Here is a 23,457-nt window from a genome sequence, read left to right on the forward strand (position 1 = left end):
CACGGGAGGATGGGCCGGGTGTCCCGCCTGCTCGTCGACCTGACCCCGCTGCGCGTCAGCGTCCCGTACCGCCGGATGTGGCTCGGCACGTCGCTGTCCGCGGTCGGCACGGGCCTCACGACGACGGCCGTCGGGCTCCAGGTGTGGGACCTGACCCGGTCGAACCTGAGCGTCGGCCTCGTCGGGCTCGTCGGCTTCGTCCCGCTCGTGCTGCTCGGCCTGTACGGCGGCGCGCTCATCGACGCGCACGACCGCCGGCGCGTGATCCTCGCGACGTCGACCGGGCTCTGGCTCGTCGCCGCCGGCTTCGCGGTGCAGGCCTGGCTCGGGCTCGACGACGTGCGCGTGCTCTACGTGCTCGTCGCGCTGCAGAACGGCCTGTTCGCGATCAACTCGCCCGCGCGCTCGGCGATCGTCCCGCGCCTCGTCGGCACGCACCTCCTGCCCGCGGCCAACGCGCTGTCCGGGCTGTCGTTCGGGATCAGCATGGCGATCGGCCCGCTGCTCGCGGGGCTGCTCGTCGGGCGTGCCGGGTACGGCTGGGCGTACACCGTCGAGGTCGTGCTGCTCGTCGGCGCGGTGGTCTCGCTCGTGGCGCTCCCGCCGCTGCCGCCCGAGGGCCTGGTGCGCCGCGCGGGGCTCGCCTCGGTCGTCGAGGGGCTGCGGTTCCTCGCGACCCGCCCCAACATCCGGGCGACGTTCGCGATCGACCTGACCGCGATGGTCCTCGCGATGCCGCGCGTGCTCTTCCCGGCGATCGGCGCGACGGTGCTCGGCGGTGGTGCGACGACCGCCGGCATCCTGCTCGCGGGCGTCGCGGTGGGCTCGGCGCTCGCCGGGCTGTTCTCGGGGCCGATCGGGCGCGTGCGCCGGCAGGGGTACGCCGTGGTCGTCGCGGTGCTCGGCTGGGGGACGGCGGTCGCGGCGTTCGGGGTCGTCGTCGGGCTCGCGCCCGGGCCGGGCCCCGGCGGCGCGACGACGTGGGTGCTGTGGCCGGCGACGGCGTGCATGGTGCTCGCGGGTGCGGCCGACTCGACCAGCAGCATCTTCCGCTCGACGATCCTGCAGGCGGCGACCCCTGACGCGATGCGCGGGCGGCTGCAGGGGGTGTTCATCGTCGTGGTGGCGGGCGGCCCGCGGCTCGGGGACCTCGTGCTGGGCGGGATCGCCGACCTGACGGGTGTCGGGTGGGCCGCGGTGCTCGGCGGGCTCGCGTGCGTCGTCGGCGTGGGGCTGTTCGCGTGGCGGCACCCGGGCTTCCGGCGGTACGACGCGCTGCACCCGGTGGCGTGAGTCCCCGGCCGTATGTAGACCCCCTGTGGACTCGGCACCGTGGCCGAGACGACGACCGTGCGCGTGCGTACCAGCACTCGCGACGAGCTGAACGCGCTCAGCGCCGAGCGCGGCGTGCCCGTCGAGTCGGTGATCCGCGACGGCATCGCGCTGCTGCGGCGTGAGCAGTGGCGCCGGCAGGCCGAGATCGACGCCCGCGCCGCCGCCGCCGACCCGCAGGACCGCGCCGAGGTGGCCTCGATCCTGAGCGACCTCCTCGGCTGATGCGCGGCGACGTCCACCTTCTGGGGGCCGGCCCGACGCGCGGGCACGAGCAGGCGGGCGAGCGGTTCGCCGTCGTGGTGCTCGCCTCTCGGCTCGAGCACCTCAGCACCTGGCTCGTCGTCCCGACGTCGACCCGCGCGAACCCGTACGCGTTCCGGCCGCGCATCGAGGTCCCGGGCCACGGGGAGACGCTCGCCCTGTGCGACGCGATGACCGCCGTCGACCCGCAGGCACGACTCGGTGACCTCGTCGGCTTCCTCCCGCTCGCGGACATGCAGCGGATCGACTACGCACTGACCGGCTTGCTCGACCTGGCCTGACCCGCTGCGCGCGGGCGTCGGCGAGTCGGTCCCCGGGTCACCCCTCCGCGGACAGAGGGAGCGACCGGACGCTGCGGAACTCCCGGCGCCGCCCGTCGACCGGGTCGGTGAACGCGACCTCGGCGGCGAGGAGCTGGAGCGGGTGACGGAAGTGGTCGACGGGGACGTCCCGCACCACGGGGTAGAGCGGGTCCCCGACGATCGGGATGCCGAGCCCGGCCAGGTGCAGGCGGAGCTGGTGCGTCCGGCCCGTGCGTGGGGTCAGCCGGTAGACGGCGAACCGGTCAGCCGCACCCACCTCGCCCGCCTCGACGCGACCCGCGGTCTCGCCGCCGTCCACTTCCCGCTCGAGCTCGACCAGCGTCTCCGCGTTGACCGGCGCCCCCGGCACCACCTCGGCGCACCACGTGCCGCGCTCCTTGCGGATGTGGTCGCGCACGACGACCGGCAGCCCGAGGTCGGCGCGCAGCGGCGCGAGCGCGCGGTACGTCTTGTCGACGGCGCGCCGCTCGAACGCCGACTGGTAGGCGCCGCGCCACCGCTGCTCGGTCGCGAGCATCAGCAGCCCGGACGTCACGCGGTCGAGCCGGTGCAGCGGCGACAGCTCGGGCAGCCCCAGCTCGGCGCGCAGCCGGACGACGACGCTCTGCATCACGTGCCCGCCGCGCGGGATCGTCGAGAGGAACGGCGGCTTGTCGACGACCACGAGCCGCTCGTCGCGGTGCACGACGTGGATCGTGCCCGGCACCACCGGCTCGTCGCGCAGGTCACGGTGGAACCACACGTACCGCGCCGGGGCGTACGGGTCGTCGTCGCGCAGAGCGCGGCCGTCCTCGTCGACGAACCGCTCCTGCGCGAGCATCCCCGGGACGTCCACGTGCTCGGGCAGCCGGTGGCGCAGCCAGGCGCCCATCGTCGGCCACGGGTCGGGGGTCGCGCGGTCGCGGTCCGGGGTGCGCAGGCGGGCGGCGTCGAGGCCGTGGCGTGCCGGGAGCGGGGAGCGGGGAGGCACCCGGCGATGGTACGAGCCGCGTCCCGGTCCGCGAGACCGCGAGGAAGGCCGGCCGATCCGCTCAGGCAGACTCACCCGACGCCGATCAGGAGGGCATCCCTCAGGCGCGGACCTGGCGTCGCCGTCCCTCTCGCCTCCCGCAGGAGACACCATGCACGTTCTGCGAGCACCCCGACGGGCAGCCCTGGCTGCCGCGACCCTCACCCTGGCCGTCGCCGCCCTCCTCGCCGGCCCGCCTGCCGGCCCGGCGGCAGCGGCCACGTCGACGAGCGCGTCCGACGCGCTGACCCCGTCGACGGGCCTGCTGTGGGGCGCCCACGTCGCCGACAGCGCCGCCGCGGACGCCGAGTCGGCCGTCCAGGGGTTCGAGGCGCGGATCGGCCGCAAGCTCGACCTGACCCGGTTCTACTCCCGGTGGAACTCGCCGATGCCGCCGCAGCCCGTCACGTCGGCGCTCGCGCACGGCCGCACGCCGGTGTGGTCGATCTCGCCGCAGACCACCTCGGGCACCAAGCACTCGTGGGCGTCCATCGCCGCGGGCACGCGCGACGCCGACATCGTCGCGCACGCGCGCGCGGTCGCGTCGCTCGGCGCCCCGGTCTTCCTGGTCTTCCAGCACGAGCCCGACTACGCCACCGGCTACGGCACGCCCGCGGAGTACCGCGCCGCCTACCGGCACTACGTCGAGGTGTTCCGTGCCCAGGGCGTCACGAACGTCGCGTGGGCGTGGATCCTCACCCCCGGCAGCTTCTGGGCGACGCCCTCGACCGCGGGCGCCGACGCCTACTACCCCGGGGACGACGTCGTCGACTGGCTCGGCCTCGACCCCTACAACTGGTTCGGCTGCATGGCGGGCGGCCCGACGTCGTGGCGCCCGCTGGCCGAGTCCGTCGCACCGTTCCACGCGTGGGCCGCCCCGCACGGCAAGCCGCTCATGCTCGCCGAGTGGGGGAGCGTCGAGGACCCGGACCAGCCTGGCCGCAAGGCGACGTGGTGGACGGAGGCGATGACGACGCTCGCCGCCTACCCCGAGTTCAAGGCCGCCCTGGCGTTCGACGCCGTGGGGAACTGCTCGTGGCTGGTCGACTCGTCGGAGTCGTCCCTCGCGTCCTTCGTCGCGGCCGGCCACAGCCCGGCGGCGCACGGCCGGGCCAGCGCGTGGCTCGGCTCCTCGACCGTGCAGGGCGCGGCCCCGCTCCCGGTCGCGTTCGACGCGTCCCGGAGCACCGGGACGGGACGGTCCACCGGCTCGGGCGTGACGTCGTGGACCCTGGCCTTCGGGGACGGCACGTCGGCGAGCGGGACCGGGCAGCCCCCGGCCTCGACGACGCACACGTACGCGGCCGGGACGTGGACGGCCACGCTCACCGTGCGGGACGCCACCGGGTCGACGAGCACCGACACCCGCCGGGTCGTCGCCGCGGCGGCGCCTACGGTCTCCGCGAGCGAGTCCGACCTCACCGCCACGTCGGTGACGCTCAAGGCGTGGGTCGGCACCCACGGCGAGGCGGGGACGGCGACGTTCGAGTGGGGCACGACGACGGCCTACGGCAACCGGGCCACGTCCGCGCTCCTCGCCACCGGCGGGACGCAGGCGGTCTCCCAGAAGGTCACCGGCCTGCCGTCCGGCGCGACGGTGCACGTGCGGATCACCGCCACCACCCCGGGCGGCAGCACGGTCGTCACGCGCAAGCTCGTGACGCCGGGCCTGCCGACGTTCGGCTGGACGACGGTGTCGGGGCGCACCACGACGGCCGCCAAGGTCTCCGGCGGCATCAACCCCCGCGGGCTCACGGCGACGACCTGGGTCGAGTACGGCACCACGACCGCCCTCGGGTCGACGGCCGCCGGCCCGGCGCTCGCCGCGCTGACCTACGAGAAGGGCGTCGACGTCGCGCTCGCCGGGCTGAGCCCGAGGACGACGTACTACTACCGCCTCGCCGCCGCGAACACGGCCGGGACCTCGCGCGGCCCGATCAGCACGTTCACGACGCTCGGCTGACCGCCGGCGGGCGCCCGGCCGGACCGCTCCGGCCGGGCACCCGCCGTGCGCGTCGTCGGCGCGTCGTCAGCGCGTCGTCAGCGCGTCGTCGGCGCGTCGTCGGCGGGTCGTCAGGCCGGCTCGAGCAGCTCCCGCCGCGGCGCCACCCCGACCTCGACCCCGGCGCCCCGCGTGCCCCAGCCGGTGCGCGTGCAGGTGGCGATCGAGAAGAGCCGCAGCGGACGCAGGACGACCGCGGTCCACAGCAGCATGACCGGCGCGAATGCGACGGTGCCGACCTGGAACGCCAGCGACTGGTCGGTGCGGCCGACCACGAGATACCGCGCCGCGGTGATGTAGCAGATCAGCACGCTGAACAGCAGGAGATAGCCGTAGAACGCGCCGTACATGATCGGCATGATGATCATGAGCACGAAGAAGGCGATCGTGATGAGCGTGAAGTTGACCCACGCGGCGAAGTGCTCCCAGTACGCCCAGCCCTTCACCGGCAGGTAGCGGAACCGCCACACGGAACGAATGGTCGAGCCGCGCATCCACCGGACCTGCTGCCGGAGATGGTGGCTCACCTTCTCCGGCAGGACGGTGAACGCGAACGAGTTCTCCTGCTGGACCGTGCGGCCCCTGAGGTGCGCGAACAACGTGAGCAGCGAGTCGTCGGAGAACATCACCGTGCTGCCCCCGAAGGTCTCGTTGGCGTACGACGGCAACGAGTCGCGGACGACGTGGGCGCGGTACATCGAGAAGTTGCCCGAGTTCACCAGCACGCACCCCAGCCGGGACATCGCCGCCCGGACGACGAGCTGGAACGCGAGCAACCAGGAGTCCGTGATCCGGACGAACAGGTTCCGGTTGTTGTAGGCGAGGATCACGGACGCCACCGAGGTGATGTCCCGCTGTGCGAACGGGTGCAGCCCGTTCTCGATGCAGTGCGGGTCGAGCACGGTGTCGGAGTCCATGGTCGCGAAGACGTCGGCCGCCGGGTCCGCCGCGAACGCCTCGATCTGGGCGTGCCGCTTCCCGCGGTTCTCCGTCCGGGTCCAGATCGTCTCGACGTCCGGGTACTGCGCCGCCAGCCGGGCGAACTCGGCCTCGGTCGCGGACAGGTCGCTCGTCGAGCCGTCGTCGACGACGTGGATCCGCTGCGGGCGCCGTGTCTGCTCGAGCACCGAGCGCAGCGCGAGAGCCAGGGCGGCCGGGTCCTCGTTGTACGCCGGGACCGCGATGGTGACCCGCAGCCGGTCCAGGGCCGCGGCCTCGTCGGCGTCCGTCACGACGAACGGCCGGTGCGTCCAGGCGAGGACGAGGTGGAAGACGAGGGACCCGAACACGAGCGCCCACAGCAGGGTGAAAGAGTTCTCCCCGGACTCGCTCAGGTCGAGGATCCCGAGGACGTGGCGCACGCACCAGGCGAGGCCGACGAGGAGCAGGAGCACGGCGATCCCGGCGCCCAGCCGGGGGCGGAGGTAGGCCCGCGGGATCATGCCTCCTCCGCGCGCTTCCCCCGGCGGAAGCTGCGGCGGATCTCGACCGCCACGAGCGAGACGGCCCCGACCGCGACCAGCACGGCCCAGAGCTGTTCGAAAGCCATCCCGCTGAGCGTGATACCCCCGCCGATACCGGCGAGCGAGGTCATCGGAATGCTGCTGCCGTAGTCCATGAGCGTGTCCCCCCGCAGAGTTCGACGACCGGCCGGCCGTCGACGGATCGTTCGGCGCGACGGCGGCGTCACCGATGTCCCCAGGTCCCACTCACAGCAAGGACGGCCGTGCGTCATGCCTGCACGGCCGCTTTCCGACAAACGCCCCCGTTCGCGGGCAAAACCCTACACAGCACGTCGGAAGTTGGCGATGGGTCAGGCACGGACCGACGTCCGCGGGGACGCCACGGGGCGAATTTCACCCCCGGCACGCCGCGGCCTTTCAGGAACCCCGGCAAGGCAGGCTCGGGGACATTCCTCGAGGTGCACGTATTCGCGCTGGTCAGCGCGGGAAGCGGCGGACGACAGGGGCCTCAGGCGCCCTCGGCACGCCCCTCGCGCCAGTAGCCCATGAACGCCACCGACCGGCGGTCGACGCCACGCTCCGCGACGAGGTGGCGGCGCAGCGTCTTGATCGCGCCGGCCTCCCCCGCGAGCCACGCGTACATCTCGGTCGAGCGGGTCAGGGGCTCACCGTCGGGGTCGACGGGGACCTCCCAGAGGATCTGCGCGTCGACGTCGACGTCCTCGATCGCGCCGGTGACCGCGGCGGCGCCGCCCACCGGAGCGTCGAGCAGCCGGCCGGCCGCGGCCTGGACAGCCGGCACGAGCGCCGAGCCGTGCGGGGCGTCCTCGCGGGCGAGCCACGTGACGCGCACACCGGCGGGGGCGCGCAGCGGGAGGACGTCGGCGGCGTGCGGGATCTCGAGGACGGCCTCGCCGCGCGCGTCGGCGGGCAGCGACGCGAGGATGCCGCGGATCGCGGGGACCGCGGTCTCGTCGCCCGCGAGCAGCAGCGCGAGCGCGTGCTCCGGCGGCGCCCACTCCACGCCGCCGTGCGGGCCGGGGTGGCGGGCGTCGGGCCCGCAGACGCCGAGGGTGTCGCCGACCCGGACGCTGCCGGCCCAGCGGGAGGCGGGGCCGAGGTCGCCGTGCAGGACGACGTCGACGTCGATCTCGCGGAGGTGCTGGCGGACGCCCGCGATCGTGTAGGTGCGGATCACCGGGCGGACGGCGTCGGGCGCCTCGCGCCACGCGGTGAACCAGTCGAGCCCGCCCTCGCCCGCGAGCAGCGTGTCGAGCGCGGCGCAGCAGTCGGCCGACGTCGTCACGTCGTCGCCCGGCGTGCGGGCCAGGATGAGCTTGATGCGCTGGTCGCGGCCGTTGTCCGCGAAGACGTCGAGGTCGTCGCCGGTGAACGTGATGCGGCGGAAGCTCGGGGTGAGGTCCTGGATGCGGACGACGCGCACGGCGAAGGCCCGGAAGGGTGCGATGGTCGGGGCCACCAGCAGCTCGGTCACATGCACTCCTGATCGACGGGCCTCGCGGGCGGAGGTGACTCGTAGGGAAGGCAACCCTCCGCGAGGTATGGCTACCCTAACCTGGCATTCCCGGGCTGCGGAGTGGCGTCCGTCACACGGACGCGGGGACGGCCGCCGTCACGCGCGCGGGCCCCACGGCGGGAGGCCGCTCAGGCCCGCGTGCGCCACAGGAGCAGCACGAAGTACGGCGTCCCGACCAGCGCCGTCACGAGGCCGGCGGGGATCTGCGCGGGCGCGATGACCGTGCGCCCCAGCACGTCGGAGACCCCGACGAGCACCGCACCGAGCAGCAGCGCGACGGGCACGACCCGCGTGTGCCGGGCACCGACGAGTGCCCGCGCGGCGTGCGGGGCGACGAGGCCGACGAAGCCCACGACCCCGATCGCCGACACCGCGGAGCCCGCGAGCAGCACCGACGCGAGCAGCAGCACGAGCCGGGTCCGCTCGAGCGCGACGCCGAGCACGCGCGGCACGTCCTCGTCGAGCGCGAGCAGGTCGAGGTCGCGGCGCGCCCGCACCACGAACGGCGTCACGAGCAGCAGCATCGCGAGCACCGGGAACGACTGCGCGAAGGAGCGCCCGTACGTCGACCCCGACATCCAGGTGAGCGCGAGCGTCGAGTCCCACGGGCTCGACGTCACGACGATGATCGTGACGAGCGCGGTCGTGCCCGCGCTGACGCCGATGCCGATGAGCACGAGCCGGTCGGAGCTGAGCCCTCGGCGGTACGCGAGGCCGTAGACGAGCGCGAACGCGACGAGCGCCCCGAGCCCACCCGCGCCGGTGACGGCCCAGATGCTCACGCCGGGCGCGAGGACGAGCAGCGTGATCGCGCCGACGCCCGCGCCGCCGGTCACGCCGAGCAGGCCCGGCTCGGCGAGCGGGTTGCGGCACACCGCCTGGACGGTCGTGCCGGCCAGCCCGAGCGCGGCACCCGCGACGAGCGAGGCGAGCACGCGCGGCGCCCGCTGGTCGAGGACCGCCGTCACGCCCGGACCCGACCGGCCGGACAGCCAGTTCGCGACGTCGCCCGTGAGCAGCAGCGTGTCGCCCAGCAGGAGGCCACCGACCACCGTCGCGACGGCGAGCGCGGCGAGCACCGCAGCGACCACGAGGAACCGGCGGTGCGACGCCGGCCCCCGGCCGCGGCTCGTGCTCGGCGCGGAGACCGGAGAGCTGTCGCGGATGCGGCGGGCGAGGGCCACGAGCACCACGGCGCCGAACACGCTGGTCACGACGCCCGTCGGCACGGCGACGCCGTCGGTCCCGGGGAGCCAGGTGCGCAGCAGGATGTCGGCGGCGAGCACCACGACGCAGCCGGCGAGGGCCGCGAGGGGGAGGAGGAGCCGGTGGCGGTGCAGCCCGGGGGCGAGCGGCGCGACGAGCCGCGCGATCGCGGGCGCGCACAGCCCGACGAAGCCGATGGGGCCGGCGACGGTCACGGCGACCGCCGCGAGCAGGACGGCGACGACGACGGCCTCCACACGGGTGCGCCGCACGTCGAGCCCCAGGACGGTCGCGGTGTCGTCGCCGAGCGCGAGCAGGTCCAGGCGCCGGGCGCGCACGACGGCGAAGGCGACGACGAGCAGCACCGCGGGTGCCGCCTGCACGACCTTGTCGGGACCGGACTGCACGATCGACCCGCTGCCCCACGCGAACAGCCCGATGGTCTCCTGCTCGAACAGCAGCAGCAGCAGCGACGTCACGGCCGAGAGCGCGAGCATCACCGCGGAGCCGGCGAGCACGAGCCGCGTCGGCCCCGAGGCACCGCCGCGGCTGAGCAGCAGCACGAGCGCGGCCGCGCCGAGCCCGCCGAGGAACGCGACCGCGCCCGTCGCCGCGAACGGCAGCGTGAGCCCCGTGACGGCGGCGACGGTCACGAGCAGGTACGAGCCCGCGTTGACCGCGAGCGTGTCCGGCGACGCGAGCGGGTTGCGCGCGACGGACTGCAGCATCGCGCCCGAGACTCCGAGGGCGACGCCCACGAGCAGCGCCGCGAGGACGCGGGGCAGGCGCGAGGCCACGAGCACCGCGGCGGTCTGCTCCGCCTCGCCGTCCGCTCCCCCGGTCAGCAGCCCGAGCAGGTCGCCCGCGCCGATCCCCGAGGTGCCGAGCGTCAGGTCGACGAGGCCGAGGACGACGACGAGCGTGACACCGGCCGCCAGCACCGCGGCGACGCGCAGGGCCGGGACGGCGCCGAGGGGCGCACGTCCGGGCGGTGCCGCCGGGGACCCGGGCGCCTCGGGTGCGCCAGGCGCGCCAGGGGTGGAGCCGGGCATGTCCGCACGCGCCCCTCCCCCTGCCGGTGTCACGCTCGCGGTGGTCATGCCGCCGTCAGCGCCTCGACGGCCGCCTCGATCCACGCCTGGGCGGCCGCGGGGCCACCGAACTGCCAGATCCCGTCGGGCAGGCGGTGCACGTCGCCGGCGGCGACGAACGGCAGGCCGGTCCAGATCGGGTTCGTCGCGAGCGCCTCGGCGAACGGGTCGGCCTCGCTCGCGCTCGCGATGTACAGGAACGGCGCGTCCGTGAGCTGCGTGAGGCCCTCGACGTCGGTCACCGCGAGGCCGTAGTCGGGGTCACCCTCGCCCTCCCAGCCGTTGACGAGCCCGAGCTCCTCGCCGAGCGCCCCGAGGAACGCGCCGTCGGTGAACATGCGGACCGAGACCGTGCCGTCCGCGACCCAGCCGTCGGCCATCGTGAAGGTCGAGCCCTCGAGCCCGGCCTCGGCGAGCGCGGCCTTGCCCTCCTCGACCGCGGCGTCGTACTCCGCCAGCACGTCGGCGGCCTCGTCGGACCGGCCGGTCGCCTCGCCGAGGACCTCGATCGTGCGGCGCATGTGGCCGATCGGGTCGCTCGCGTCCGAGCCGCGGAGCGCGATGACGGGGACGGTCTCCTCGATCTGCGCGATGACGTTCTCGGGCAGGTCGGTCGTGGTGACGACGAGGTCGGCGCCCAGGCCGGCGATCGCGTCGAGGCTCGGCTCGCCGCGCGTGCCGACGTCGGTCACCTCCCCCTCGAGCGGGACGATCTGGTCCCACGTGTTGTAGCCCTCGACGTCCGCGGCGCCGACCGGCGTGACGCCGAGCGACAGCAGGTTCTCGGTCAGGCCCCACTCGAGCGAGACGACCTTCTCGGCGGGCGCGTCGAGCTCGACCTCGCCGCGGTCGTCGGTCACGGTGACCGGGCCGGCGGCGGACGACGCCGCGGTCCCCTCGGCGTCGGCGGGCGCCTCGGTGCTGCCGCAGGCGGTCAGCAGGAGCGCGGTGGCCGCCGTCAGGGCGAGCGCGGGCAGGGGGGAGCGCAGGGATCGCATGGGTTCCTCGGGGTGGGGTGGTCGTGCGGGGGGTCTTCGGGGGTGGTGCGGGGCGGCGCCGGGCCGTCAGTGCGCGACGGCGAGCTCCGGGGTGCGGGTACGCACACGGGTCGTGTGGCGGCCGACGGGGTGCGTCGTGAGGCGGCCCGTGACCGGGTCGTGCACGACCTCGACGCGCAGCCCGTACGTCTCGCTGAGCGCCGGGGACGTGAGCACGTCGGCGGGCTCGCCCGCACCGACGACCTCGCCCGAGCGCAGCAGGACGACGTGGTCCGCGACGGCGGCGGCCTGGTCGAGGTCGTGCAGCACGACGCCGACCGCGACGCCGTGGTCGTCGGCCAGGTCGCGCACGAGGTCGAGGATCTCGACCTGGTAGCGCAGGTCGAGGTGGTTGGTGGGCTCGTCGAGCAGCAGCACGCGGGTGTCCTGCGCGAGGCACGTCGCGAGCCACACGCGCTGGAGCTCGCCGCCCGAGAGCTCGTCGGCGCCGCGGTCGGCCATGGCCGTCGTGCCGGTGACCTCCATCGCCCAGGCGACCGCGCGGGGGCCCTCGGGGTCCTGCGTGCGCCAGCGGCCGCGGTGCGGGTGGCGGCCGTAGCCGACGACGTCACGCACGCTCACGCCGCTCGGCGTCGGGCGGTGCTGGGACAGGAGGGTCACGCGGCGCGCGAAGTCCTGCGCGGAGAGCGCGAGCGCGTCGGCGCAGTCGGTGAGCGCGACCCGGCCGGCGTCGGGGCGGTGCAGGCGCGCGAGCGAGCGCAGCAGCGTGGACTTGCCCGAGCCGTTGGGCCCGACGAGCGCGGTCACCTCGCCCGCGTGCAGGCGCAGCGACGCCTCCTGCACGACGGTGCGGCCGTGGTAGCCGAGGCGGAGCGCGGTGCCCTGGAGCGCGGGCGCGAGGTCGTCGGTGGTCACGAGCGTGAGGTTAGCCTGTCCTTACCCGGAAACGAAAGTCCGTCTCGCGGGTGGGCCCGGCCTAGGGTCGGGGGCATGCTCCCGCACGCGTCCGCCCGCCCGGCGACCCGCCCTCGACCCCACACCCCCGGCGTCAGCACGCCGGACCGGCCGCGGGCGTCCGCGCTCCCGACGACGCTCCTCGCGACGCTCGTCGCGGTGGTCGCCGGGGTCGCGCCGGTCCTGCTCGGCGCCGTCCCCGCCGCGGCGCACAGCGCGCTCGTCTCGTCCGACCCGGCGGACGGCGCGACGACCGCGACGGCCCCTGCGCAGGTCACGCTCACGTTCAACGAGGCAGCGGTCGCGCTCGGGACCGTCGTCGAGGTGCAGGCGCCCGACGGCCGGGTCGTCTCGACGGGAGACCCGGTGCTCGCGGGCACGGACGTGGTGCAGGCCCTCGCCGGTGAGCTGCCCGCGGGCGACTACTCGGTGCTGTGGCGGGTCACGTCCGCCGACGGGCACCCGATCGACGGCCGGCTGACCTTCACGGCGCAGGGCCCGACGACCGTCGGCGCGGCGCCCGGGACCGCGGCCACCGCCGGACCGGCAGCGACGCCGACGCCGACCGAGCCGGCCGCGTCGGGCACCACCCCGACCGCGCCCACGGCGTCGACCGCCCTGACGCACGAGGACCACGCCGCCGAGGCCTCGGCGACGAACACGCTGCTCGTCGGGACGGTCGCGGTTCTCGCCGCGCTCGGCGTCGTCGTGGCGGTGCTCATCCGCCGCCGCCCGCACGGCCACCACGGCGGGTCCGGCGGGTCCGGCGCGGCACCGTCGGGTCGCACGCCCGAGGACGCCGGGCCCGACGGGTCCCGGGACGCCTGAGCGGTCGCCTCGCCGTCGGGCGCTCGGGACCCGCGGGGCGGGCGGTCAGGCGTCCCGGGCGACGTGCACCTGCGCGAGCTCCTGGGTGCACCGGGTGAGCGCGACGTAGAGGGCGTTCCACCCGCGCGGCTGGGCGGCGATGCCGTCCGGGTCGACGACGACGGTCGCGTCGAACTCGAGCCCCTTGGCGCCGGCCGGGTCCAGCACGGTGCGGCCGTCCCCGCCCAGGGCCGCCCGGAGACCCGCGACCCGCGGCCCGGGCGCGACGACGCCGACGGTCCCGCCCGCGTAGCGGTCCTCGAGCTCGCGCACCGTGCGCCCGACCACATCGACGAGCCGTTCCTCCGGGCACGTGAGCGCGCGCGGCTCGATGCCGGTCGTGCGCACCGACCGCGGCGGCTCGTGGGCGCTGCCGGCGCGCCGGAGGACGTCGCCGGTCAGGGCCATGACCTCGGCGGGCGTGCGGTAGCAGGTCGTGAGCGTCGCGGCCGTCCACGCGTCCCCCAGCACTGGACCGAGCGCCTGCGCCCAGGTCGTGTGGTGCTGCGGCGCCTCGGTCTGGTCGACGTCCCCGACGACCGTCATCGAGCGAGTCGGGCAGCGGCGGACGAGCATGTGCCACTGCATCGGCGAGAGCTCCTGGCCCTCGTCGACCACGACGTGCCCGTACACCCAGTCCCGGCGCTGCTCGGCGCGCTGCGCGAGGAACTCGCCCGGCGGCTCGACGGGAGCGGTGCCGCCGAGCAGCTCGGCGACCGCGTCGAGCAGGGGCACGTCGCTGGGCGCCCAGCCGTCGGGCTCGGTCACGACGGCCTCGATCTCCGCGACGGTCAGCGCGGGCAGATGACGGCGCAGCGCGGCGCGGTCGCGCAGGAAGGCCCGCAGCGTCCCCGGCACATCCCGGCGCGGCCACCAGGCGTCGAGCGCGACGGCCAGCGCGGGGTCGGCCGCGATGCGCTCGCGGGCCGCGTCGAGGTCCTCGTCGGAGAGCACGCCGTCCACCTCGGCGCCGCGCGCACCGGAGGACGCGGCGCGGTCGTCGGCGCGCGCGAGCGACGCGTCGACGCGCGCGAGCACGTCCTCGAAGCCCTCCTCGGCCTGGGCGAGCAGCTCGGCGGACCGCTCGGCCGCGGCGTCCACGAGGAGGTCCACGAGGTGCTCGTGCACGACGCGACGCGCCTGGTGGTACGACCGGCCGCCGGACTGCGCGGCCGCGAGCGCGCGGGCGACCCGGCGTGCGGGGAGCACGTACGCCTCGCCGTCGACGTGCAGGTGCAGCGCGGCGGCGGCCGGCACGAGGCTCGCGACGTACGCGGCGAGGCCGTCCTGCCACAGCGCGCGGCCCTTGACCTCGGCCACCGCGCGGGGCTCGTCCCGCTCGGCCCGGACACCCGGGACGAGGCGCGCGCACGTCGTCGCGACGACCTGGGTCTCGCCGAGCGCGGGCAGCACCTGCGACACGTAGTCGAGGAAGCGGGTCGACGGACCGACGACGAGGACGCCGCGCTCGGCGAGGTGGGGGTGGGTGAAGAGCAGGTACGCGACCCGGTGCAGCGCGACGACCGTCTTGCCGGTGCCCGGACCACCCTGCACGACGAGGAGGCCCCGGGGGTCGGCGCGCACGACGGCGTCCTGCTCGCGCTGCAGCGTCGCGATCGCGGTGCGCATCGTCCCGGTGCGGCGCTCGGCGAGCGCGTGGAGCAGGGCTCCCTCGCCGACGAGCCCCGCGCCCAGCGGCCCGTCGAGGGCGCTCTCGTCGAGCGGCTCGTCCTCGACGTGGACGACGCGGCCGTCGCGGGAGCGGACGTGCCGGCGCCGGGCCTGGCCCTCGGGCTCGAGCGGTGTCGCGGTGTAGAAGGGCCGCGCGACGGGGGCGCGCCAGTCGACGACCAGCGGGTCGGCGTCGTCGTCGCGCGCGGGGACGCCGACCCGCCCCACGTGCCGCACGGTCCCGTCGAGCGCGTCGAGCCGGCCGAAGACGAGGTCGGGCCCCGTGCCCTCGAGCTCGCGGACCCGGCGCCGGCGCCCCGACGCGACCGTGCTCCCGACGGCGTCGTGCGCGCCCACCCGGGAGCCCGCGGCCCGGAGCTCGTCGAGCAGCTCGTCACGGCGCGCGATCGCGGTGTCGAGGTGGCGCTGCTCCTCGCCGATGGCGTCGTCCTTCATCCGCACGTCCGTCCCGCTCGCTTTCGTACATCGTACGGTACATCGAACGGGGGAGGTGGCACACTTGTTCCCGTGCCCACCGCGCCGACTCGGACCAGTGACCCGCTGACGCTCGTCCAGCTGCTCTGGGCCCCCGGCACGCGCGTCGGCCGCTCCGGCACGACCGTCGGCGCGATCACCGACGCGGCGATCGCCCTCGCCGACCGGTCCGGGCTCGACGCGCTGACGATGCGGGCGGTCGCCGAGCAGGTCGGCGTCGGGGCCATGACGCTCTACGGGTACGTCCCGGGCAAGACGGAGCTGCTCGAGCTCATGCTCGACCGCGTCGCCGCAGCGACCTACGAGGGCCACCCCCGGCCCGCCGACCTGCCGGACTGGCGGTCCGCGCTGCACCACGTCGCGCAGCGCAACTACGAGCACGCGCTCGCGCACGGCTGGTCCGTCGAGATCCCCGCGGCCCGACCGATCCTCGGACCGGGGATCTGCCTCAAGTACGAGGCCGAGCTCACGCCGCTCGACGGCATCGGGCTCCGCGACGAGGAGATGGACCACGTGCTCACGTCCGTCCTGCACCTCGCCACGAGCGCCGCCCGGTGGGAGGTCGCCACGGAGCGGGTCCGCGCCGCGTCGCAGCTCACCGACGAGCAGTGGTGGCGGCTCTCGGAGCCCGTGCTCACGACGGTCATGGCGGGACTCGACCTGCCGGTCTCGAGCCGCGTCGGGCAGACGCTGCAGTCCGCCGCGGACCCGAGCGGGACGCTCGCGACCGGGGTCGCGGTGCTGCTCGACGGCGTCGCGGCCCGGCTGGCGCGGTCCTGACCCGACGGTCGCCACGCACCGGCCCCGCCACGCACCGGCCCCGCGGCGCTGCAGGCCGCTCCCCCGCGCCTCAGCCCGAGCGGGCCGGGCCGGCTCGCTCGGTCAGCCGACGGTCGTCCCGAACAGCAGCCCCAGCGCGTAGGTCGCCGCCGCCGCGCCGTAGCCGATCGCGAGCTGGCGCAGCGCGCGGCGCACCGGCGGCCCGCCCGAGAGCACCCCGACGGTCGCGCCCGTGCCGAGCAGCGCGAGCCCCACGAGGACCGACGCGATCGCCACGGCCGGCCACCCGTCGAGCCCGAACAAGTACGGCAGCACCGGGATCAGCGCACCGGACGCGAAGAAGCAGAAGCTCGCCGCACCGGCGCTGACCGCGGTCCCGACGGTCTCGTGCTCGTCGCCCTCGGCGTCGCCGGCCGCCGGGCTGGCGCCCGCGCCCGACGGCGACAGCGCGGGCACGCCGAGCGCCGGCGTCGGGATCGTGCCGAACGACGCGAGCACCTCCCGCGCCCGCGTCTGTGCGGCGTCCTCGGTCATGCCCCGCGCGCGGTAGACCAGGGCGAGCTCGTTGGCCTCGACGTCGAGGTACGGGAGCGCGGCGCGCGCGTGCGGCCCGGGCGCGGACGCCTCGAGCAGCTCGCGCTGGGACCGCACGGAGACGAACTCGCCCGCGGCCATCGACAGCGCGCCCGCGAGCAGGCCCGCGAGGCCCGTCAGCAGCACGGTGGACTGCGACGCCCCCGAGGCGCCGATGCCCAGCACGAGCGCGAGGTTGCTGACCAGGCCGTCGTTCGCGCCGAACACCGCCGCGCGGAACGTCCCGGAGATGCGGTTGCGCCCGCGGGTCGCGAGCCCCCGCACGACCTCCTCGTGGATCCGCTCGTCGGCGGCCATCTGCGCGGTCGCGTCGTCGTCCTTCTCGTACGAGCCGCGGGCCTCGGCGCGCTGCGCCAGCGCGAGCACGAACACCGACCCGAAGCGCCGCGCGAGCCAGCCGAGCACCCGGGTCCGGACGTCGCCGCGCAGCGGGCGCCCGACGTCGTCGCCGAGCAGCTCGAGCCAGTGGTCCTCGTGGCGGCGCTCGGCCTCGGCGAGCGCGAGCAGGATGTCGCGCTCCTCGCCCGTGCGGCGCGACGCGAGGTCGCGGTACACCGAGGCCTCGGCACGCTCGTCGGCCAGGTACTGCCGCCATCGCCGCAGGTCACGACGGCTGCGCGCCGACCCGTCGGGCGGACCCGGGGCCGGGTCGGGGCTGTTCTGCACGGGATCATGGTTCCACGCACGCCCGTCCCGGTCCGTCAGGGGCAGCACCCGGCGCACGAGACGGCCGCGCCCTCCGGTTGCCGGACCGGGCAGCGTGACCCACCGTGGATCTGCGTCAGGCAACCGCGCGGGGGGGGGAGAAGGTATGTACGCCGAGACTCACATCAGCCCGCACGTCAAGGCCGTCGCTCCGGCACGACGCTGGGCGCGCGACCGCCTCGTCGAGGCCGGCGTCGAGGGTCAGGCGCTGGACGTGCTGGTGCTGCTGGTCAGCGAGACCGTCACGAACGCGGTCGCGCACGCGGACCCGCCGGTCCACCTGTGCGTGGACGTCGACGGGGAGCGGACGCGCGTCGAGGTGACCGACGGGGCACGCACCGAGCCGATCCTGCGGCACCCGCCCGCGACCGCCACGGGCGGCCGGGGCGTCATGTTCGTCGACGAGCTGTCGACCCGGTGGGGCATCGAGCCCGTCGGAGGCGACGCGGCGAAGCGCGTGTGGTTCGAGCTCGAGCACGGCGACGTCGACCGGTGGCCGGCGCCCAGCGCGCATGCGTGAGCCGACCCTCTGGGAGACCATCGGGGCCACGAACCCGGACCGCTCGGCGTGGTACGTCGAGCGCTTCCGGGCGATGGCGGCCGCGGGCGACGACCTCGCGGGCGAGGCCCGGTTCGTGGACGCGCTCGTGCCGCGCGGCGCACGCGTGCTCGACGCGGGGTGCGGGCCGGGTCGCGTCGGCGGGGAGCTCGTGCGGCGCGGGCACACCGTCGTGGGCGTCGACGTCGACCCGGTGCTCGTCGCGGCCGCCCGCGAGGACCACCCGGGCGGCGACTGGCACGTGGGGGACCTCGCGGAGCTCGACCTGCCGGCGGCGGGCGTGCGCGAGCCCTTCGACGTCGCCGTCATGGCCGGGAACGTGCTGACCTTCGTCGCGCCCGGCACGCACGTCGAGGTGCTGCGCCGGGTCGGTGCGCACCTGCGCGACGACGGCCGCCTCGCGATCGGCTTCGGCGCGGGCCGCGGGTACGCGTTCGAGCAGCTCACGCCAGACGCGGAGCAGGCCGGTCTCGTCGTCGAGCAGCGGTTCGCGACGTGGGACCTGCGCCCGTTCGGTCCGTCCGCGGAGTTCCTCGTCGCGCTGCTCGGCCGCGCGCGCTGACGCTCAGCGGCGCCCGGCCGCCCACCCCTCACCGCCGCGCTCCACGAGCCCGTACTCGTAGGCCGCGATGACCGCCTGGACCCGGTCGCGGACGTCGAGCTTCGCCAGCACGTTCCCGACGTGCGTCTTGACGGTCGTCGAGGACACGACGAGCCGCTCGGCGATCTCGGCGTTCGACAGCCCCTCGGCCATGCACCGCAGCACGTCGGTCTCGCGGGGCGAGAGCACCTGCAGGCGCGGGTCGACGCCGTCACCGTCGTCTCCGCCGGTGCCGGTGGGCAGGTGCGGGGCGAACAGGTCGAGCATCCGGCGCAGGACCCGGGGCGCGACGACCGACGTGCCCGACGCGACCGTCCGGATCGCCTCGACGAGCTCCTCGGGCCGCGCGGTCTTGAGCAGGAACCCGCTGGCCCCCGAGCGCAGCGCGGCGAACGCGTACTCGTCCACGTCGAACGTCGTCAGGACCAGCACGCGCGACGACGGGTGCTCCAGGGCGAGCCGGCGGGTGGCCTCGATGCCGTCCATCCCGGGCATGCGCACGTCCATGAGCACCACGTCGGGCCGGAGCGCCGCGACCTGGTCGAGCGCGACCCGGCCGTCGGACGCCTCGCCGACGACCTCGAGGTCCGGCTCCGACTCGATCACGAGGCGGAAGCCCATGCGCAGCAGCGCCTGGTCGTCCACGAGCAGCACCGTCGTCACGCCTCTTCCCCTCCGTCCGCTCCCCCGTCGTGGCGCCACGGCAGCACCACGTGCACGCGCCAGCCACCCTCCGGCCGCGGGCCGGCGTCGACGTGGCCCCCGAGCAGCGCGGCGCGCTCGCGCATCCCGAGGATCCCGCGGTGCGTGCCCCCGCCCGTCCCGGGCCGGGTCCCGCCCTCGTCGAGGATCTCGACCTCGACCGCCGAGCCGGTGCGCCGGACCGCGACGTGCACCGAGGGGGTGCCGGGTGCGTGCCGCAGCACGTTCGTCAGACCCTCGGCCACGATCCGCACGACCGCGAGCCGCAGCGTGGTGTCCTCCGGCAGCAGGGTGTCGAGGCCGGTCACGGTGAGCGGCAGCCCCGCGGCGCGGAAGCGCTCGACGACCGTGCCGAGGTCGGTCTCGGTGGGTGCGGGCGGTCGCGGTGCGCCGCCGCTCCCGTCGGGCCCGTCGTCGTCCGCGGGGTCGAGCGCCCCGAGCACGCGCTGCATGTCGCCCAGGGCCGCGCGCCCGGTGCGCGAGAGCTCGACGAGCGCGTCGCGGGACCGGTCCGGGGCGCGGTCGAGGGCGGCCCGCGCCCCGTCCGACAGCGCGACCATCACCGAGACGCTGTGCGCGACGACGTCGTGCATCTCGCGCGCGATCCGGGTGCGCTCGGCGGCGCGGGCCAGCGCCGCGCTCGCGTCGCGGTCGCGGGCCAGCGCGGCGTAGCGCTCGACGAGGTCGCGGGCGTGCAGCCGGCGCGCACGCACGCCCGAGCCGGTCGCGACGCCCAGCGCGAGCAGCGCGAGCAGGAGCGTCACGGAGGCCGAGCGGCGACCCGGCGAGAACGGCGGCTCGGTGAGGTCGTGCACGGGGTCGTCGATCTCCGCGAGCGTCGCATCGCTCCACAGCAGCATCTCGGTCAGCCCGACGTCCTCCCAGCGCCACAGCGCGACCGAGACCACCGCGAGCACGGCCCCGCCGACGACCCACGCGGTGCGCGCCGGCCGGGCGGCCGCGACGGCGTGCAGCGCGCACGCGAGGCACAGCCCGAGGACGCCGAGCACGCCGGTCGTCGCGAGCGAGACCACCGCGAGGGCGGTCAGCGTGGCGGTCACGGCCAGGGGCCACGCGCGCCGGGCGAGCAGGACGACCGCGCCCGCCCCAGCGCCGACGAGCCACGACCCCGGCACCAGCCGGAGGGCGGGGGTGTCGGGCGGGTACAGCCCGAGGCCCACGGACCCCTCGACGGTCGCGAGCGCGACGGGGAGCGAGAGCAGGGCCACGAGCAGCACCGTCGCGGCGACGGCCAGGTCGGCGGTCCAGGGGTGCGCCGCGACGAGGCGGGCGAGCGCGCCGCGGCGCTGCACCTGCGTCTCCGTGAGCACGGGGGTCGCGTCCGCGTCACGGGTCCGCGCCGCGCGTCCGTGCGGGCGCAGGTTCGTCACGGTCTCACTCTCCCATCGGGGGGTCGGGGCGGGGGGATGTGGCGGGTGCGCCGGGCGGGACGCCGTGCCCGCACCGGGACCGGCGACGGCCCACCCCGCCCCTGCGTCACGTGACGTCATGGCGGCGGAGCCGGTACGCGGCGGCGGCGAGGAGCGCGACGACCCAGGCGGCGAGCACGAGCCCGCCGCCCCACGGCCCGAGGTGCGGACCCTGGGTCGTGGCGTCGAGCGCCGCGACCCTCGCGTCGTCCAGGACGAGACGCGAGCCCGCGCCGGGCAGGAGCGCACGCAGCGTGTCGGTGACCCGGCCCGGGTTCGCGAGGAGCAGCTGGTCGGCGACGACGAGCAGCAGCACGCCCGCGACGAGCGCGGGGGCGGACCGGCGCAGCAGCGCCCCGAGGCCGAGACCGAGCAGCGCCACACCGGTCAGCACGAGGACGAATCCCGCGAGCGCCCGTGCCGTCCCGCCGTCCGCGAGGTCGAGCGTCAGCCCGGTCGCGTCACGCTGCCCCTGCGTCGCGAGGGCCGACGCGACCAGCGCCGCCAGAGCCGTCACCAGGGCCACCGACGCGGTGCCGAGCGCCTGCGCGCCGAGGACCGGGAGCCGACGCGGCACGGCGGCGTAGGTCGTGGTCGCCGTGCCCGTGGTGTGCTCCTCGGTGCCGACCAGCACGCCGAGCACCAGGGCGCCGAGCTGGGCGAGCACGTGGCCCGCGACGACGAGCGACACCCCGGAGCGCCCGTCGCCCGCGCGGACGAACAGGCCGAGCGCGTACGCGAGCATCAGCGCGGAGACGGCCGTGCCGAGCGGGAGCCACAGGGTCGAGCGCACGCTCGTGCGCTTGGTCCACTCCGCGGCGAGCACCCGGCGGAAGGTGACCGCACGTGCGGGCCGCCCGACCGGGCGCCGGACCTCAGACGAGGTCACGGGAACGCAGTCGCACGGCGGCGACGCCGAGCGGGACGAGCACCCACGCGGCGAGGACCGCGGCGCCGCCCCCGACCCCGAGGTCGGGCGCACCGTCGACGCCGCCCGCGTCGGGCACGAGGTACGTCGCTGCGCCGCCGGGCAGCACCGCCGTCACGGTGCCCACCGCGGTGACCTCGGGCCGGGCGTACGCCTCCCCGACCGGCGGGGCGCCGCCGATCCCCGGGTCGGACGCGAGCATGAGCGCCACGGGGAGCACCAGGACGAGCACCACGGCGGCGACGACCGCCGGCACCGAGCGACGCAGCAGGGCCCCGAGCGCGAGGCCGAGGAGCGCCATCGCGACGAGCTGGACCGTCATGCCGGCCAGGACCTGCGGCGTCTGCCCGCCCGCGAGGTCCAGCGTCATCCCCCGCGACCCGGCCGCGGGCAGGAGGCCCACCACCGCGGCGGCGACCGCGAGCACCGACACCACGAGCGTGGCGCCCGCCGTGACGACCACCTGGGCGACGAGCACGGGCAGCCGGCGCGGGACGGCGGTGAACGTCGTGCGGAACGTGCCGGTGCTGAACTCCCCGGTCCCGACCAGGACGCCGAGCACGAGCAGCCCGATCTGGGCGAGCGGCAGGCCCGTCGAGAGCGAGCCCATCGGGTCGAACCCCGGGTCGGTCGACGAGGCGCTCGCGGACAGCCAGGTCAGCACCCCGGACACGGCCACGGTGGCGACGGCCGTCGCGGCCGGCGAGCGCAGGCTCGTGAGCTTGCCCCACTCGGCGGCGGCGACCCGCGCGAGGCTCGGGCCCCGCCGTGCGGGGAGCGCCCGGGCGGGCGTGGGCGTGGGGACGGCGGCGGTCGCGGTCATCGGGTGCCTCCCGTGGCGGTCAGGCCGGTCGCCTCGTCGGCGGCACGGCCGCGGTACTGCACGGACGCGGCGGTGAGCTGCAGGTACGCGTCCTCGAGCGAGCCGCGGTCCGTCGCGAGCTCGAGCACCGTCGCGCCGCACCGGCGGGCGGCCGCGCCGACCTCCTCGACGGTCGCACCCCTCACCTGGAGCACGCCGGACCCCTGCGCCGTGACGTCCGCGCCGCTCGCGAGCAGCGCCCCCGCGAGGGCGTCCGGCTCGGTGGTGCGGACGCGGGCGGTGCCCGCCCGCTCCGAGCCGTCGACGATCTCCTGGACCGACGCGTCGGCGAGCAGCCGGCCCTGGCCGATGATCACGACCCGGTCCGCGCACAGCGCGAGCTCGTGCATGAGGTGCGACGAGAGCAGCACCGTGCGGCCCTCCGTGGCCAGGGTGCGCACGAGCCCGCGCACCCACAGCACGCCGTCGGGGTCGAGCCCGTTGACCGGCTCGTCGAGCACGAGCGTCCCCGGGTCGCCGAGCAGTGCACCGGCGATGCCGAGCCGCTGCCCCATCCCGAGCGAGAACGTGCCCGCCCGGCGCCGTGCGACTGACTCGAGCCCCGTCATGCCGATCACCTCATCGACCCGCGAGCGCCCGATCCCGTGGGTGCGTGCCAGGGCCAGCAGGTGGCGGAACGCCGACCGCCCGGGGTGCACCGACCGGGCGTCGAGCATCACGCCGACCGCGTGCAGCGGCGCCGGCAGGTCGGCGTACCGCCGGCCGTCGACCGTCGCGGTCCCCGCCGTGGGCCGCTCGAGCCCGACGACGACCCGCATCGTGGTCGACTTCCCGGCGCCGTTCGGGCCGAGGAACCCGGTCACCAGCCCGGGCCGTGCGGTGAACGTCAGCCCGTCCACGGCCGTCGTCGGGCCGTAGCGCTTGGTCAGCGCCTCCACCTGGATCATGCGTCGCTCCCGTCGTCACGGGCCGCGCCGGTCGCGCGGCCCTCCGTCGTCGACGCTAGGGACGCGGTGCGCGGCGACGTCACCTGCTGGCGGACGACCCGGGCCGCGGGCCGGCCTCCTCCTCGGGGAGGAGCGGGCCCGCCGCCAGGGCGACCGGGTCCCCGCTGACGCCGCGC

The 23,457-nt window shown here is 76.2% G+C and carries 22 protein-coding genes; 8 read left to right on the plus strand and 14 right to left on the minus strand.

What is annotated here, in order from left to right:
- Nucleotides 1-18 precede the first annotated feature (18 nt).
- From NXY84_RS20175 to NXY84_RS20185, 3 genes are read left to right on the plus strand one after another with little or no spacing between them, the layout of a single operon-like run.
- Entirely contained in the window at nt 19-1,293 is a 1,275-nt protein-coding gene (locus NXY84_RS20175; protein ID WP_258724807.1) for an MFS transporter, read from the plus strand.
- A 39-nt stretch (nt 1,294-1,332) separates the two neighbouring features.
- Nucleotides 1,333-1,557 carry a hypothetical protein gene (locus tag NXY84_RS20180; protein WP_258724808.1) on the plus strand — a complete coding sequence of 75 codons (225 nt, stop codon included), beginning with the start codon at nt 1,333-1,335 and terminating at the stop codon, nt 1,555-1,557.
- The gene (locus NXY84_RS20185; RefSeq protein ID WP_258724809.1) at nt 1,557-1,877 is read left to right on the plus strand and encodes a type II toxin-antitoxin system PemK/MazF family toxin; all 321 of its coding nucleotides are present in this window, start codon (nt 1,557-1,559) and stop codon (nt 1,875-1,877) included. The genes NXY84_RS20180 and NXY84_RS20185 overlap by 1 nt, the downstream gene beginning before the upstream one ends.
- Nucleotides 1,878-1,914: 37 nt before the next feature.
- Here NXY84_RS20185 and NXY84_RS20190 read toward each other — a convergent pair whose 3' ends face one another.
- Nucleotides 1,915-2,889, minus strand: a complete 975-nt coding sequence (locus tag NXY84_RS20190) for a pseudouridine synthase (RefSeq protein WP_258724810.1) — start codon at nt 2,887-2,889, stop codon at nt 1,915-1,917.
- Nucleotides 2,890-3,040: 151 nt separating this feature from the next.
- On the opposite strand from NXY84_RS20190, the gene NXY84_RS20195 reads away from it, so the two are divergent.
- Nucleotides 3,041-4,891 carry a PKD domain-containing protein gene (locus NXY84_RS20195; protein WP_258724812.1) on the plus strand — a complete coding sequence of 617 codons (1,851 nt, stop codon included), beginning with the start codon at nt 3,041-3,043 and terminating at the stop codon, nt 4,889-4,891.
- Nucleotides 4,892-5,001: 110 nt separating this feature from the next.
- Here NXY84_RS20195 and NXY84_RS20200 read toward each other — a convergent pair whose 3' ends face one another.
- From NXY84_RS20200 to NXY84_RS20225, 6 genes are all read right to left on the minus strand, one after another.
- Nucleotides 5,002-6,372: a glycosyltransferase family 2 protein gene (locus NXY84_RS20200; RefSeq protein ID WP_258724813.1), complete on the minus strand. Its 1,371-nt coding sequence runs from the start codon at nt 6,370-6,372 to the stop codon at nt 5,002-5,004.
- Nucleotides 6,369-6,548 (minus strand): hypothetical protein, encoded by a 180-nt coding sequence (locus NXY84_RS20205; protein WP_258724814.1) that lies wholly within the window; start codon nt 6,546-6,548, stop codon nt 6,369-6,371. The genes NXY84_RS20200 and NXY84_RS20205 overlap by 4 nt, the downstream gene beginning before the upstream one ends.
- Nucleotides 6,549-6,901: 353 nt before the next feature.
- Nucleotides 6,902-7,888 (minus strand): siderophore-interacting protein, encoded by a 987-nt coding sequence (locus tag NXY84_RS20210; RefSeq protein WP_258724815.1) that lies wholly within the window; start codon nt 7,886-7,888, stop codon nt 6,902-6,904.
- Between the two features lie 170 nt (nt 7,889-8,058).
- The gene (locus NXY84_RS20215) at nt 8,059-10,188 is read right to left on the minus strand and encodes an iron ABC transporter permease (protein WP_258724816.1); all 2,130 of its coding nucleotides are present in this window, start codon (nt 10,186-10,188) and stop codon (nt 8,059-8,061) included.
- Nucleotides 10,189-10,232: 44 nt separating this feature from the next.
- Entirely contained in the window at nt 10,233-11,225 is a 993-nt protein-coding gene (locus NXY84_RS20220; protein ID WP_258724817.1) for an iron-siderophore ABC transporter substrate-binding protein, read from the minus strand.
- Nucleotides 11,226-11,291: 66 nt separating this feature from the next.
- Complete coding sequence (locus tag NXY84_RS20225; protein ID WP_258724818.1) at nt 11,292-12,140, minus strand: ABC transporter ATP-binding protein; 849 nt, start codon at nt 12,138-12,140, stop codon at nt 11,292-11,294.
- Nucleotides 12,141-12,215: 75 nt separating this feature from the next.
- Between NXY84_RS20225 and NXY84_RS20230 the strand changes: the two genes are divergently transcribed.
- Nucleotides 12,216-13,007 (plus strand): copper resistance CopC family protein, encoded by a 792-nt coding sequence (locus tag NXY84_RS20230; RefSeq protein WP_258724819.1) that lies wholly within the window; start codon nt 12,216-12,218, stop codon nt 13,005-13,007.
- A gap of 45 nt (nt 13,008-13,052) precedes the next feature.
- Here NXY84_RS20230 and NXY84_RS20235 read toward each other — a convergent pair whose 3' ends face one another.
- The gene (locus tag NXY84_RS20235) at nt 13,053-15,173 is read right to left on the minus strand and encodes a HelD family protein (protein ID WP_258724820.1); all 2,121 of its coding nucleotides are present in this window, start codon (nt 15,171-15,173) and stop codon (nt 13,053-13,055) included.
- A gap of 72 nt (nt 15,174-15,245) precedes the next feature.
- Here NXY84_RS20235 and NXY84_RS20240 point away from each other — a divergent pair, with 72 nt between their 5' ends.
- A complete protein-coding gene (locus NXY84_RS20240; protein ID WP_258724821.1) occupies nt 15,246-15,992 on the plus strand; it encodes a TetR/AcrR family transcriptional regulator in 747 nt (248 codons plus the stop codon).
- 102 nt (nt 15,993-16,094) lie between these two features.
- Here the strand turns inward: NXY84_RS20240 and NXY84_RS20245 are convergent, their stop codons facing one another.
- Nucleotides 16,095-17,252, minus strand: a complete 1,158-nt coding sequence (locus NXY84_RS20245; RefSeq protein ID WP_396126339.1) for a VIT1/CCC1 family protein — start codon at nt 17,250-17,252, stop codon at nt 16,095-16,097.
- Nucleotides 17,253-17,397: 145 nt separating this feature from the next.
- On the opposite strand from NXY84_RS20245, the gene NXY84_RS20250 reads away from it, so the two are divergent.
- Nucleotides 17,398-17,811, plus strand: coding sequence for an ATP-binding protein (locus tag NXY84_RS20250; protein ID WP_258724822.1), 414 nt, complete (start codon nt 17,398-17,400; stop codon nt 17,809-17,811).
- The gene (locus NXY84_RS20255; RefSeq protein ID WP_258724824.1) at nt 17,804-18,412 is read left to right on the plus strand and encodes a class I SAM-dependent methyltransferase; all 609 of its coding nucleotides are present in this window, start codon (nt 17,804-17,806) and stop codon (nt 18,410-18,412) included. The genes NXY84_RS20250 and NXY84_RS20255 overlap by 8 nt, the downstream gene beginning before the upstream one ends.
- 3 nt (nt 18,413-18,415) lie before the next feature.
- Here NXY84_RS20255 and NXY84_RS20260 read toward each other — a convergent pair whose 3' ends face one another.
- From NXY84_RS20260 to NXY84_RS20280, 5 genes are all read right to left on the minus strand, one after another.
- Complete coding sequence (locus tag NXY84_RS20260) at nt 18,416-19,114, minus strand: response regulator transcription factor (RefSeq protein ID WP_258724825.1); 699 nt, start codon at nt 19,112-19,114, stop codon at nt 18,416-18,418.
- Complete coding sequence (locus NXY84_RS20265) at nt 19,111-20,544, minus strand: sensor histidine kinase (RefSeq protein WP_258724826.1); 1,434 nt, start codon at nt 20,542-20,544, stop codon at nt 19,111-19,113. The genes NXY84_RS20260 and NXY84_RS20265 overlap by 4 nt, the downstream gene beginning before the upstream one ends.
- Nucleotides 20,545-20,650: 106 nt before the next feature.
- The gene (locus NXY84_RS20270; protein WP_258724827.1) at nt 20,651-21,472 is read right to left on the minus strand and encodes a hypothetical protein; all 822 of its coding nucleotides are present in this window, start codon (nt 21,470-21,472) and stop codon (nt 20,651-20,653) included.
- Nucleotides 21,459-22,334 carry a hypothetical protein gene (locus tag NXY84_RS20275; protein WP_258724828.1) on the minus strand — a complete coding sequence of 292 codons (876 nt, stop codon included), beginning with the start codon at nt 22,332-22,334 and terminating at the stop codon, nt 21,459-21,461. The genes NXY84_RS20270 and NXY84_RS20275 overlap by 14 nt, the downstream gene beginning before the upstream one ends.
- Nucleotides 22,331-23,281, minus strand: coding sequence for an ATP-binding cassette domain-containing protein (locus NXY84_RS20280; protein ID WP_258724829.1), 951 nt, complete (start codon nt 23,279-23,281; stop codon nt 22,331-22,333). Before NXY84_RS20280 ends, NXY84_RS20275 begins: the two co-directional genes overlap by 4 nt.
- Nucleotides 23,282-23,457: the final 176 nt, after the last annotated feature.

Origin of the sequence: Cellulomonas sp. NS3 (assembly GCF_024757985.1) — a bacterium.
GTDB lineage: Bacteria > Actinomycetota > Actinomycetes > Actinomycetales > Cellulomonadaceae > Cellulomonas_A.

Coding starts and splice junctions, on each gene's coding strand:
- NXY84_RS20185 (WP_258724809.1), top strand. CDS start 1,557: ATGCGCGGCGACGTCCACCTTCTGGGGGCCGGCCCGACGCGCGGGCAC.
- NXY84_RS20195 (WP_258724812.1), top strand. CDS start 3,041: ATGCACGTTCTGCGAGCACCCCGACGGGCAGCCCTGGCTGCCGCGACC.
- NXY84_RS20200 (WP_258724813.1), bottom strand. CDS start 6,372: ATGATCCCGCGGGCCTACCTCCGCCCCCGGCTGGGCGCCGGGATCGCC.
- NXY84_RS20205 (WP_258724814.1), bottom strand. CDS start 6,548: ATGGACTACGGCAGCAGCATTCCGATGACCTCGCTCGCCGGTATCGGC.
- NXY84_RS20215 (WP_258724816.1), bottom strand. CDS start 10,188: ATGCCCGGCTCCACCCCTGGCGCGCCTGGCGCACCCGAGGCGCCCGGG.
- NXY84_RS20220 (WP_258724817.1), bottom strand. CDS start 11,225: ATGCGATCCCTGCGCTCCCCCCTGCCCGCGCTCGCCCTGACGGCGGCC.
- NXY84_RS20230 (WP_258724819.1), top strand. CDS start 12,216: ATGCTCCCGCACGCGTCCGCCCGCCCGGCGACCCGCCCTCGACCCCAC.
- NXY84_RS20235 (WP_258724820.1), bottom strand. CDS start 15,173: ATGAAGGACGACGCCATCGGCGAGGAGCAGCGCCACCTCGACACCGCG.
- NXY84_RS20250 (WP_258724822.1), top strand. CDS start 17,398: ATGTACGCCGAGACTCACATCAGCCCGCACGTCAAGGCCGTCGCTCCG.
- NXY84_RS20255 (WP_258724824.1), top strand. CDS start 17,804: ATGCGTGAGCCGACCCTCTGGGAGACCATCGGGGCCACGAACCCGGAC.
- NXY84_RS20275 (WP_258724828.1), bottom strand. CDS start 22,334: ATGACCGCGACCGCCGCCGTCCCCACGCCCACGCCCGCCCGGGCGCTC.
- NXY84_RS20280 (WP_258724829.1), bottom strand. CDS start 23,281: ATGATCCAGGTGGAGGCGCTGACCAAGCGCTACGGCCCGACGACGGCC.